Raw genomic sequence first — 12,322 nt, forward strand, 5'->3', positions numbered from 1 at the left:
CGATTCCGCTAGATTCATCCAGTCTATAGTGCATGAAGCTTTGCTACTTGCGCTTTCGCTGGCAACTCCTTAATCCTTCTCGCCGGAACCCCCGCATACAGGCCGTTCGGCTCGCAATCCCGGTGAACGACCGCACCGGCGGCAATGACGCAGCCCGCGCCTATCGTCACTCCGGGCAGGATGACGGCGCGTGTGCCGATCCAGCAGCCGTCTTCGATGCGAATGGGCAGGCCGATCGGCTTGCCCGCCCTTTGCTCGGCTCCGCCCATTTCATGAGTAGACGCACAGAGCATCACCTCCATGCCGAGAGAAACGCCCTTGCCGATCGTGATCTCCCCGTGGTTTTCGAAATAGCAGCCGTAGTTCACGAAGGAGCGTTCTCCAATCCGGATCCGGTTGCCGCTGAAAAAACAGCGCGGCGATAGAAACCGGGTCCGCACATCGATTCCGGCGGAACGGTATAGGGCGTGTCTCAACCGGGAAGGTACAAGCGAAGAAGCGGCGAGTCCGTTTACGATAAGCTTGCGATAGAGGGTCTGCCATTTGGCCATCGTCTCGCCTCCTGTTCAGATTGGGGAAGAGTGCCCCGATTGTAGATACCCGATAGTAGATACCCGATTGTAGATAAGACGAGTGATACAATATGTATCTGTATACTGATTGTATCTTTCAAACGGGTTCACCGGCAAGTGGACTTGAGTACCGGATCCTGTCATCTGGAAAATATCTAAAAAATACTAATCTAGGAATGATAAGAGAAAGGTATGTGAACATTGGGATTATAGTAGTCTTAAGGTCCTAAAAATGATAGAAAAGTAGGACTTTTATAGTTGACCCTTCTCTTCTTTTCATGGTTTAATTGGATTATTATTCCTAGTCGGAGTGGGAGCTTTCTCGGGCATTCGCCTGGATTCTACCAATAATACCTGGTAATTTTCGATGTTTTCCGAAGGCTCGATTGTGTATTTGTACTCAAGCCCTCAACGAGTCTGACTCGTCTCGACGTATCTGGCATTTGCCTATTTTTATGATCAGGATGGATGCACTATGGCCTATACGCGCAAGCGAATTGGAGATTTGCTGATGGAAGCCGGGGTGATCACGGAGGAGCAGCTGAGCCAAGCTCTCATTCAGCAAAAGGAATTAAAAATGCGGCTCGGCGACGTCCTGATTACGCAGGGCTACATCACGCAGCAGCAGTTCATCGAAGTGCTGGAATTTCAGCTTGGCATCCCGCATGTCCAGATCTATCGGCAGAAGATCGAACAAAGGATCGTCCAGCTCATCCCGCAAAAGGTGGCCGAGCAGCACAGCGTGCTGCCGCTGCGCATCGACGGCAACAAGCTCGTGCTCGCCATGGCCGACCCGCTCGATTACTTCGCGATCGATGAGATTCGTATTTTGACAGGGCTCCGCATTGAACCGGTCATCGCTTCCAAGGAAGAGCTCGTCCGCGCGATCGCCCGTTACTACGGCCTTCAGGACAGCATTGAGCAGATCACGCAGAGCATGCAGGCGCGCGAGGAGGAAGTGCTCCAAACCGCTCAGGACAACGATTCGCCCGTGGTCAAGACGGTGAATCAGATCATCCTGCAGGCCGTTCAGATGAGTGCCAGCGACATTCATTTCGATCCCCAGGATGACGGGCTGCGCATCCGCTACCGCATCGACGGGGTGCTGCGCAATGAACGCACGCTTCCCAGCAGCATGCTTCCCGTGATTGTCGCCCGTGTGAAGATCATGGCGAATCTCAACGTCGCCGAACGTCGGGTTCCGCAAGACGGCCGAGTGGAGCTCGATATCGAGTTCCGCCGCATCGACATTCGGGTCGCTACGCTGCCCACGATTCACGGCGAGAAGATCGTCATGCGGGTGCTGGATACCGCCAGTTCTTTGACTCAAGTGAGCAAGCTCGGGTTTTCCGAGAGAAATTATTTCACTTTCATCCGCGCCATCGAGAAGTCTCACGGGGTGGTCCTACTGACCGGCCCGACCGGCAGCGGCAAGACGACAACGCTCTATTCGGCGCTCGCGCATCTCAACCGGGACGACGTGAACGTGATTACCATCGAAGACCCGGTGGAATATCAGCTCGCCGGGATCAATCAGGTTCAGGTGAACAATGTAACGGGGCTGACCTTCGCCAAAGGACTTCGCTCCATTCTCCGGCAGGACCCGAACATCATCATGGTCGGCGAAATTCGCGACTCCGAGACCGCCGAGATTGCGGTTCGCGCTGCTATGACCGGGCATTTGGTTCTCAGTACCCTGCATACCAACAGTGCAGTCAATTCAATCAGCCGATTGATCGACATGGGAGTCGAGCCCTTCCTCATCGCATCATCGGTCAATTGTGTCGTGGCGCAGCGGCTTGTCCGCAGAATCTGCCCGCACTGCGCGAGCGCCTACGTCCCGCCCGAAGAGGAAGCGACGGAGCTAAGGCGATACGGCCTCGATGATTCCCGCTTACTCATCGGCAAGGGCTGCGGCGAATGCGGCCGGACCGGCTACAAGGGCCGCCTCTCCATTCATGAGGTGTTGCATTTGGACGGAGGCCTTCGTTCCCTCATTCTGCAGAAGCGACCGGACCACGAGTATTTTGCCTATGCGGCGGAACGCGGCATGGTCTCCTTGCTCGAGGACGGGCTGCGCAAGGCGGTGCAGGGACTCACCACCATTACCGAAGTGTTCCGCGTGACGGGGCGTGACGAATGATGGATGGACAAGCGTGCTTGGGGGAAGGCGGTGTAGAAAGCATGAATCAGTCCAAATCGAAAGCCGACGCGGAAGGGCTGCTCCGGCTGGCTGTAGACCGACAGGCCTCCGATCTTCACTTGACCGCCGGATCGCCGGTGATGTTGCGTATCCACGGCAGCTTGAAGCCAGCCGGAAATCATGTGCTTCGGCCGGAAGACACGGAGGCGGTCGCCCGTCAGTTGATCCCGGAAGCCGATTGGGGAGCCTTCCGGCAGAGCGGCGACCTCGACTTTGCCTACGGCATACCGGAGGTGGCTCGCTTCCGGGTGAATGCTTACCGGCAGCGGGCTCATGTGGGACTCAGCATCCGGATCATCCCGGATCGGGTCCCGCATCTGGGAGAGCTGGGCCTGCCGCCCGCTGCGGAATGGTTCGCTTCGCGGCCTCAAGGCCTCCTGCTCGTGACCGGTCCGACCGGCAGCGGCAAATCGACCTCGCTCGCCGCGATTCTCGACCATATCAACCGAACGCGAAGCGAGCATATCATTACGCTTGAAGATCCGATCGAGTATCTTCACGAGTCCAAGAGGAGCATCGTGAATCAGCGCGAGGTCGGCGGCGACACGGAATCGTTCGCCCGCGGTCTGCGGGCTGCGTTAAGGCAGGACCCGGATGTCATCCTCGTCGGCGAAATGCGAGATTTGGAAACCATCTCCACCGCCATCACCGCCGCTGAAACCGGACATCTCGTCTTTGCGACGCTTCACACGGCGGATGCTCCCCAGACCATCGACCGGATCATCGATGTGTTCCCTCCGGGCCAACAGCAGCAGATTCGCTCCCAGCTCAGCTCGGTTCTCCTCGGCGTAATGGCTCAGCGTTTGCTGCCGACGGCGGATGGGAACGGCAAGATCGCCGCCGTTGAGGTTCTCGTCAATACTCCGGCCATCGCGAATCTGATTCGCAGCGAGAAGGTGCATCAGATCCGTTCAGCGATGCAGACAGGGCGAGGCAGCGGCATGCAGACGATGGAGCAAGCGCTGCGCGAGCTGATCCAGGCCGGGAGCATCACAGCGGAGACGGCGCGAGATGCCGTCGTCGGCTTGGCCGAGACGAAGCTGCTCTAGAAGGAGGAGACTAGATGCCCAAATATCGCTACAAGGCCGTCACCTCCGCTGGCAAACCATCCGCAGGCATCCTCGAATCGGCTACTCTTCAGCAGGCTTCCGAAGAGCTTCGTAGCCAGGGGCTATGGATCATGAGCTTGAAGGATCAGGAAGACAGCCTGCTGACCCGCGACATCAACGTGTCGCTTGGCGGAGATAAGGTCAAGCTGGAGCATTTTACGGTGTTTTGCCGGCAGCTTGCCACCATGTACAAATCCGGCGTGAGCCTTGTCGAATCGGTCCGGCTGCTCAGCGAGCACGCGCCGACCAAGCCATTTCGCAAGGTGCTGGCGGAGGTTGCGGAGGAAATGAAGGACGGCGCGCAATTCTCGGATGCCGCTGCCCGGCATCCCAAGACATTCGGCCCGATCTTCGTCAACATGGTGAAGGCGGGGGAGGCAGGCGGCAACCTCGATGCGATGCTGGAGCGGCTAGCCATCTTTTATGAGAAAGAACACAACACGAAGCAGAAGGTCAAGTCCGCGATGGTGTATCCGACGATCATGGCGGTGGTCATGGTGCTCGTCGTGACGTTCATGATGATCTTCGTCATCCCGAAATTCGTGGATAGCTTTGCCTCCATGAACGTGGAGCTTCCACTGCCTACGCGGATCGTCATCGCCGTGAGCGACTTCATGCAGAGGTTCTGGTACCTGGTCATCGCCGGCTTGTTCGTGCCCAAGGGAATCCTCACCCTCATCCGCAAGTCCGAAACCGGACGGGAACGTCTGGATTACATAAAACTACAGGTTCCGGTATTCGGCAAGCTGTGGCACAAGCAGGCGATCGCCCGCTTCAGCCGCACCTTCAGTTCCCTGTTTGCCGCAGCGATTCCCCTCATGGAGGGACTGACGCTCGTCTCACAGGTTGTCGCCAATGAAGCAATCGGCAAGGTCATCCTGAAGCTTCGGGAGGACATCATGAAAGGGGAGTCGATGAGCGAACCGCTCCGGCGGAACAAGCTGTTCCCGCCGATGGTGGTCGAGATGATTGCAGTGGGGGAGCAAACCGGCTCCTTGGACAGCATGCTGGACAAAGTCGCGGATTTCTACGAGGCCGATGTGGACGCCATGGCCGACCGGTTGAAGTCGCTGTTGGAGCCTCTGATGATCTTAATCATCGCGGGGATCGTCGGGATTATCGTCCTCGCGGTCATGACGCCGACGTTCAAGATGATTCAGGAAATGAATTAGGTTGTTATTCAAATTGATGAATAGAGGAGAAATGAAGCCATGGAAGCTACGCTGGGGAAAGTAAGAACGCTGGGGAAAGTAAGGAACAAGAAGGGTCTTACGTTGATCGAGCTTTTGGCGGTTGTCTTGATCATCGGCATTATAGCGGCCATCGCAATTCCGGCTGTCAGCAACGCGATTGAAAAGTCGAAGAACAACGCGGATTTGGCTAATCAGCGACTAATTGTCGATGCGGCTAATCGCTACGCTTTAGAACAATCACCGGCAGCAGTTACACTTACTGTAGCTGAGTTACTAGCTAATGGCTATATAACGAGTCTGCCGAAATTTAATAATAAGGCCAAGCATGAAGTCGCAAGTGTTACGATTACACCTAGGACTAATCCTACTGGAAGTGGTCTTGATGGGTACATTATAACCCTTACCGGAACCGATACGAGTAATTTTAAAAATATGACGATTACTACTCCTTAAGAATTCAATACATCTCCCCGAAAGGCAGGCTGTCCAATGATCTCCGATCTTTTGCTTTCTCTTCTCATCGGACTGCTCCTTGGCAGCCTGCTTACTTGGCTTTCGGATTGCTTTCTGGAAAGTGCAAGCCCTGATTTTCAGAGATTCGTTATGAAGCGGCTTCCCCTTGGGTGGCATGAGAGTGTAGCGAAAACGAAATGGCTGGTAAACTCCAGATCCCTCATGACAGGCGAGTTGAAATCTCTTCCTCGGCGCTATGGATCTGGCATTCTTGCATTTGGCGTCATTTCCGCTATCACCTACACCATCGTTGGACAAGAGAGGGAGCTTCTTATTACCGCATTGCTCCTAATCATCCTCTACCTCATCGTCCTTACCGATCTGGCCGAGATGATCATTCCGGACGAAGTCGTTCTATTCGGAGCGATTGCGGCGGTTCTTCTCCGCCTGTTCCTCTCCAATCCTTTGCCGTTATGGAATTACGCCGCTGCCGCAATCGGCGGGAGCGTGTTCCTTCTCGTCATTGGCCTCACATTCGAGAAGCTTCTAGGCCGGGAAGCGATGGGCGGAGGGGACATCAAGCTGTATGGCTTTCTCGGCTTGATCCTTGGGGTGAAGCTAACCGCGCTCAGCCTGTTTCTCGCCAGCGCAGTCGGGTTGCTGGTTCTGCTTCCGCTTCAGCTATCTACCAAAAAAGGCACCGGGGAACCGGTACCGTTTGGCCCTTTTATCGCGATTGGTGCTTGGATCGCTTATCTCTGGGGTGATCCGATGGTGAATGGGTATCTTCATCTTCTCATGTAGTTCTCCTACAGGCTTGGCACATAGACAACCGTAGATTCCTCATCCGTTGCTTGATTGGGCAGCAGCATCGTAAGCCGAATGGTTACCTTGCGGGTCTCGCTCGCATCCCGTTCGATGACGATACTTTTTACCTTTTGCGAGAGAACTTGATTCATCGTCGTACCATCTGGCTTGGCTAACGCGTAACTCACTTGATGAAGCGAGGCATCGAAGGAATAGGTCAGAACCTCTTTGGAGTCGGAATAGTGGATGATCAAGATTCGGCTTCCGTCGCTCGACAGAGAGGCGTTTTCTTTACGCAAGGCGTTCACCATATGATTCAGAACGGTCCGGGAATCCCGTTTCGCTTCATCTCGGGTTGTCTGCTGCACAAGAGTGGCATGCGTCTGATCGGTGAGATACAGAATTCCCCCCATCACGATTCCCAAGATCACGATGACAGCTAGAACTTCTACGAGAGTGATGCCGCGTCGATTACGTTTCATCATGAGTCTCTTCCCCTCTAGTGGCTGTCCAAATAGGCCTGAAGCACATAAGGCTGGCCGGTCTGCACGTCGGTAGCGGTCACTTGGACAAGTCGAAAATCTTCGTTCAGGTTATAGGTAGTTCCTTGGATGGCCACGTTAGTCGCTTGCTCGGGAAGAGGAAGGGTAGCGATCTCAATCTTGACTTTCGGAGCGGCAGAGGTCGGAAGGTACAGGGTTTGGACAGGGGACGGAGTTGCAGCCTTGAGCGAGATCAAATCGACAGATTGTCCGTACAGAGTGATGGAGCTGTCCGATTTTAGGGCTTCCTTAAGCTCTTCCATGACCGTGCGGGCAGCGGATAGGTTCGATTCTTTGTCGTTATTTTGCTTGGAAAATAAGGACGTTTGCTGAAGCGCATAGGAGATGGCCAGAACAGCGACGGCGAGTATGACGATCGACACCAAGACCTCAATCAAGGTAATGCCCCGCTTGTTGTTCATAGGAACCTCCAGCCAACTAGTCTTATAGTCCTACTATAGAGGAATTGGGCAAGATTGGAAAGAGGGGATCGCGATGAAGAAGCTTGCTTCCCAAAAAGGAAACGCCCTGCTGCTCGTTCTTGCTTTCGTATTGGTTATGGTGCTTCTGATTATGCCTGTCCTTGCCCTTGCGAGTGAAGGCCAGCTCCAGACCTTAACGGATGGACACAACGAAGCGGCTTTTGTCAAAGCGGAATCGGCTGCGCGAGTCTATAAGGATCTGTTCGAGAAAGCCTTCGCTCGCATGGAGAGCGACTCAACGAGAACGACTCCGATCACGGTTGATGATGTCGCGGTTTTGGCACAGGAAACGGCAGCGGCTCTCCAGCATGCCAACCTGTATCCGTGGCTGACGATCTCGGCGGATGCCATTCCTGCCGACGGCGGAGTTCCGGCTATCTCTTTTACCGCCTCTTCCGGCAGCGGTCCGCAAAAACGGGCAAAGGCCATCGTGCTCCAAATCTCAACCGAGCAGGAAACCGTCTCGAATCCGGCTGAGGGCGCCTTCTATATCCAGCACGGAGTCGTATCGAACAATACGCGCGTCAACCACCTGTTTGAAGATGTTTCGAGCGAACTGACGCCGCCCGGTTATCGCTTCATCGAGAATGACTATCCCGCAGACAAATATACTGCTGAATTCAAGGATTACATGTCGAGATATACCGGAAGCTCCTTTGACGAAAAGTTTTCCAAAAGGCCGCTTCCTCTAGCTCCACTGTCCTTTGATGCCGCTTATCAGCCCTTCCCGGATAGCCCACTGGGAACCGTGGACAAGGTTTATTCCAGACCAGGTGGGACCGGGCTGTTGAACGCTTCGAAGGTTACCTTGAAGGAAACGGAGTTTGATGGGTCGTATGTGATCACACCGGCTCCAGGAGGGAACGGCGTAGCGATTAAATCGAGTGGGGATGTTGTTTTCCCCGGCTCCATAAAGAATACGACCATCGAGGGAGACTTGCTGGTCGGTGGCAATCTTCTGGCGGAACAAGGAAACACGAAGCTCGTGATCAAAGGGAATGTGAAGGTGAACGGGGATATGCGGCTGGGATCGTTCACTGACCTGATCATAGAAGGAAACGTGGAGGTACGGGGCAGCCTGACAACCGGAGCGTTCCACAACAGCTTGATCGTGAAGGGCGATCTCATCGTCCATGGAAGTGAGACGAAAATCGGCCAGATCGCTACCTTAACCGTCCAAGGAGACTTCCTAACCAAAGGGGATGTAACTTTTACCGGTTCGGTCGACAATGAGGCCCAGGTCGGTGGCGACCTCATCACGAACAAGAATTTCACTGCTGCCGGAAATATGAAAGTTCTTGATGTACAAGGGGCTTTAAGCAGCAAGTTGTCCATGAAATTTGGTACCGTGGACTACCTGTCCGTCGGCAGATGGTCCACGATGGCGGCGAGCGATTCCTCTTATAAGAGCGGGACCATCGTCGGCAATGACAGACAATCCATCGTGAGCGGAACGGAATTCCGTTATGGGCACATCGGATTCCTGCGAGCCACGCGTGACTTCAGCTGCGAGACCTTCACATCGGCGAGTGAGATTAGCATGCTTCGGCTAGGAGGTTCTCTCCTCACGGGGAACGACATTAAGATCCCCTCTACCGCTGCGTACTGGCTGATCGACGGGGATATCAGCGTCGGACAGAAGCTGAATTTTGAGTACATCACGAATGTAACAGTGAAGGGATCGATCTTCGCTGGCGAGGAATTCATGTTTACGAATGTCGCTACCGATTTTCATGTAGGCGGCTCCATCTTATCTCCAGGCAACATCTCCTTTTATGAGATTCGGAACGGAAGCATGGGGAGTATTCTCTCGAGAAAAGCGATCAGCTTCCGAACGATCACCTCCCTGCAAATTGCGGAGACCATCGCCGCTGGCGGGGATATCACGTTTGTTGCCGGAATCGGCAATCTGAAGGTGGCGAAGGATCTGATCTCGGCTGGAAGCCTAACGATATCCGATAATTGTGATTTATCTGCCGAAGTGAAGATTGGAGGCATGTTGGCAGCATTAAAGGATATTTCCATTCTGAATAATCTGCATCCGGGGACAACCTTTGGCGGCTTCTATTCCGGAGGCAACGTGACCTTCGCCTCCTGGAATACGGCTTCGGGATCGAACAGGCCAGCGGAGAATTATTTGAAAATCAACCATAAAGCGCCCGAAGCTCAGAGTGTCAGTCGGATTACGATCAGCACCAAATGGAGCTCTCGCGTCACCTACGCTGCCCCATGAAGACAGCAAGCGTTGACTCTATAAGAGGAGGAAGTCCACGATGATTCAGTCGCTCTGGAGCCGCATCAAGCCGGGGAAATCCGTTTTCGGCATGGAAATTACAGAGGATGAAGTGAAGCTCTGCGAACTGGATGCGGTTAGCAGCGGGCGGCTGCGGATTGTCCAATGCGCCTCGGTATCGCTCCCGAAGGGGACGATGAACGACGGGCGGGTGAAGGACCCGCATGCCCTGGAAGAGGCGGTTCGCGAACTGCTCGCGGAGAAGCGGTGGGGAACCAACCGGGTGCATCTGGCTATCCCCAGCCAAACCGTTCTCGTGAAGACGATCAAGATGCCGAACGCCCCGGACAACCAGATGGAGAAGCTGATCCGGTATGAGCTGGCGCATCATCTGACCTTGCCCTTCGAGCACCCCCATTACTCCTACACTCGCCTGGAGCGGGAACAAGGAGGGAATGACACCAAGAAGGGGAAGAAGCCGGAGAAACCAGAGAAACCAGGGAAATCGGAGAAGCCAGGGGAAACGGGAAATCCAGAGCCGGAGAAACCGGAGAAACTGGAAAGGCTGGAGCAACCAAGGAAGTCAGAGAAATCAGTCCATAGGCCAAAGGCAAACCTCCTATCCTTCGCGCAAAAAGAGATCGATTTCTCCCGTCTCTTCACCCGCAAAGCTTCGCAGGAGGTGGCTGTCGCTTCCGAAGAAGGCGCTGACAGTCCTGTACTTAGCGAAGTGCTCATCGTAGCCGCGCCCATGGAGATGCTGGAGGAGTATGTCCATCTCTTGAACCGGATGAAGCTTGCGCCGCTCAGCTTTGAGATCAAAGCCTTCTCTCTGATGCGGCTGCAGGAGCGGTGCATGCCGCTTGAGGAGGACTCCTGGATCATCCTCGACGTCAACGCCTCCAACACAGACTTGACCATCGTGGACCACGGGTTGTTCCGATTGACCCGCAACATGGAGATCCGTTTTGCCTCGGCAGATTCGCCAGCCGATGACAGCCAGGAGTATTCCTTCTACAACGGGATCATGAGCCCGAGTCAACCCTTCGAAAATGCTTGCCAGGATCTCGTTTCAGAGCTGGAGCGGCTGCTTAACTTCTACCGGTATTCCCTGGACAACCGCCATATCGAATTTCCGGCTATCGTACTTACCGGCAGCTTGGATCGGATGAAAGAGCTGGAGGATTACCTCGCCTCGCGCATGAATCAACGCATCTATCGATACGAGGCAACGTCTTCCGCCGGTCTTTTTGGCGGCGAATCTTCGATTGATCTCGCCGCTTTTGCCGTTCCGGTCGGCCTTGCTCTGAGGGGGAGTCGCGAATGAAACCGATCAATCTTCTCCCCAAGGTTCCCTACCTGGTCAAGCGTCGCGACTTCCTGATTTTGATTGTACTGATCTTCGCGCTAACCGCCTTGGCGGTGCAAGTCTCGCTGGCTTATGTGTGGAAGTCCAACAAAACCACCAGTGAGGCCACGCTTCAGAGGACGAGCGCTGACGTTCGGGAACTGCAGAGTAAGACAACGCTCGACCCAAGGAGCTTGCTCTACGCGCAAGGGAATGCCATGCTCAAGCAGCTCACGGATGCCCGCCCGGAGTGGGTTCCGGTATTGGATTCCGTGCTTGCGGCAATGACCTATCAGGGTCAGATCGACCATCTCGCCGTATCCGAATCCCGCACTCTTTCTCTTACGACGATCGTATTGACGGAGGAGCAGTTGAAGGAATGCATGGGGAAGCTGGAGGACGTCCCTTATTTCGATAAGATGACCCTCCATGTAACGGAGCACAAGCAGTTTCGCGAAGGAGACAAGGCCAAGCTGATCTCCTTCGACGGAGAGGTGGTCGATTTGACCCATCGTGATTATTACTCGTTGGATGTGGAGATTCAGCTACCCTCGGTCGCCGACATCCGGAAAGCGGGGACGCCATGAAGGATTCGATCCGCGGCCTGTACCGATCCGCTCACAAAAGAGCCGTTGTCGCCATCGCGGTTGCGGCTGCCGCAGCTCTCCTTGTCAATCTCGCTTTTGCCATTCTATCCTCATGGCCGTCCTACCGGGAATACCGGTCAATGGAGGAACAGTTGACGGTGAAACAAGCGGAATGGGAGGAATTGTCCCGAAAGCCGATTGCCGAGCAAGCGTCGAACCGGGATATTGACCGATTGCTGGCCGCTATCCCTCTGAAGCTGCAGCTATCTGCGATGACCGGAGAGGTCATGGAGATGGCATCCCGCTCTCAAGTGCTGTTCGTTCGTTTGAGTCAGGGACAGGGACAAGCTGCGGGAAGCGCATCGGCTCCCAGCACGAGCGCGAATGGAGACGCGGCCGCTCCAAGCAGCGGGACTGAAGCCAACGCCGGAACCGTATCGGGTGTGTTGGTCCCGCATGTGTTCCAGACCACCGTATACGGCGATATGCTTTCTCTGAGGACCTTTTTGGATAACTTGTCCAAGTCGGATACCTTCTTTACCGTGAACCAGGTTGCCTTTGCCAAAATCGAAGCCAAAGACGAGGGTGATCTTTCATCTCTTCTTCTGAAGCTGCCGCATTGGCGCGAAGGGCTGCCCGCTTATTCGATGGACCTCACTTTGGCGGCGTTCACTTTGCCGGAATCCTATCAGGAGTCATTTAAAGATTGGGAGAAGGGGCAGACGACCGCATGGCGATGAGCGGATTGAATGAAATGAAAAACCGGGGGACCGCTAAGATCGCTAGGATCACT

12 protein-coding genes are annotated in these 12,322 nt (G+C 54.7%); 9 read left to right on the forward strand and 3 right to left on the reverse strand.

The window, feature by feature from the left end:
* Window positions 1–23: 23 nt before the first annotated feature.
* On the reverse strand, window positions 24–551 hold the full coding sequence (locus tag BN2684_RS06275; RefSeq protein ID WP_058301307.1) for an acyltransferase: 528 nt from the start codon (window positions 549–551) through the stop codon (window positions 24–26).
* Window positions 552–1,047: 496 nt separating this feature from the next.
* Between BN2684_RS06275 and BN2684_RS06280 the strand changes: the two genes are divergently transcribed.
* The 5 genes from BN2684_RS06280 to BN2684_RS06300 are packed head-to-tail and all read left to right on the forward strand — an operon-like array spanning window position 1,048 to window position 6,334.
* Window positions 1,048–2,715, forward strand: coding sequence for a GspE/PulE family protein (locus tag BN2684_RS06280; protein WP_058301308.1), 1,668 nt, complete (start codon window positions 1,048–1,050; stop codon window positions 2,713–2,715).
* Between the two features lie 41 nt (window positions 2,716–2,756).
* Complete coding sequence (locus BN2684_RS06285) at window positions 2,757–3,824, forward strand: type IV pilus twitching motility protein PilT (RefSeq protein WP_058301595.1); 1,068 nt, start codon at window positions 2,757–2,759, stop codon at window positions 3,822–3,824.
* Window positions 3,825–3,838: 14 nt separating this feature from the next.
* Complete coding sequence (locus BN2684_RS06290; protein ID WP_058301309.1) at window positions 3,839–5,056, forward strand: type II secretion system F family protein; 1,218 nt, start codon at window positions 3,839–3,841, stop codon at window positions 5,054–5,056.
* Window positions 5,057–5,095: 39 nt separating this feature from the next.
* The gene (locus BN2684_RS06295) at window positions 5,096–5,530 is read left to right on the forward strand and encodes a prepilin-type N-terminal cleavage/methylation domain-containing protein (protein ID WP_058301310.1); all 435 of its coding nucleotides are present in this window, start codon (window positions 5,096–5,098) and stop codon (window positions 5,528–5,530) included.
* 36 nt (window positions 5,531–5,566) lie between these two features.
* Window positions 5,567–6,334: a prepilin peptidase gene (locus tag BN2684_RS06300; protein ID WP_058301311.1), complete on the forward strand. Its 768-nt coding sequence runs from the start codon at window positions 5,567–5,569 to the stop codon at window positions 6,332–6,334.
* Window positions 6,335–6,339: 5 nt separating this feature from the next.
* Here the strand turns inward: BN2684_RS06300 and BN2684_RS06305 are convergent, their stop codons facing one another.
* Together BN2684_RS06305 and BN2684_RS06310 are read right to left on the reverse strand one after the other, a co-directional pair.
* A complete protein-coding gene (locus BN2684_RS06305; RefSeq protein ID WP_058301312.1) occupies window positions 6,340–6,822 on the reverse strand; it encodes a type II secretion system protein in 483 nt (160 codons plus the stop codon).
* A gap of 14 nt (window positions 6,823–6,836) precedes the next feature.
* The gene (locus BN2684_RS06310; RefSeq protein ID WP_058301313.1) at window positions 6,837–7,301 is read right to left on the reverse strand and encodes a type II secretion system protein; all 465 of its coding nucleotides are present in this window, start codon (window positions 7,299–7,301) and stop codon (window positions 6,837–6,839) included.
* Window positions 7,302–7,374: 73 nt separating this feature from the next.
* Between BN2684_RS06310 and BN2684_RS06315 the strand changes: the two genes are divergently transcribed.
* The 4 genes from BN2684_RS06315 to BN2684_RS06330 are packed head-to-tail and all read left to right on the forward strand — an operon-like array spanning window position 7,375 to window position 12,269.
* Complete coding sequence (locus BN2684_RS06315) at window positions 7,375–9,594, forward strand: polymer-forming cytoskeletal protein (RefSeq protein ID WP_058301314.1); 2,220 nt, start codon at window positions 7,375–7,377, stop codon at window positions 9,592–9,594.
* 40 nt (window positions 9,595–9,634) lie between these two features.
* On the forward strand, window positions 9,635–10,921 hold the full coding sequence (gene pilM / locus BN2684_RS06320; RefSeq protein WP_058301315.1) for a type IV pilus biogenesis protein PilM: 1,287 nt from the start codon (window positions 9,635–9,637) through the stop codon (window positions 10,919–10,921).
* A complete protein-coding gene (locus BN2684_RS06325) occupies window positions 10,918–11,529 on the forward strand; it encodes a PilN domain-containing protein (protein WP_058301316.1) in 612 nt (203 codons plus the stop codon). The genes pilM and BN2684_RS06325 overlap by 4 nt, the downstream gene beginning before the upstream one ends.
* On the forward strand, window positions 11,526–12,269 hold the full coding sequence (locus BN2684_RS06330) for a hypothetical protein (protein ID WP_058301317.1): 744 nt from the start codon (window positions 11,526–11,528) through the stop codon (window positions 12,267–12,269). The genes BN2684_RS06325 and BN2684_RS06330 overlap by 4 nt, the downstream gene beginning before the upstream one ends.
* The last annotated feature ends 53 nt before the right edge of the window (window positions 12,270–12,322 follow it).

This window comes from Gorillibacterium timonense, from assembly GCF_001457415.1.
Lineage (GTDB): Bacteria > Bacillota > Bacilli > Paenibacillales > NBRC-103111 > Gorillibacterium > Gorillibacterium timonense.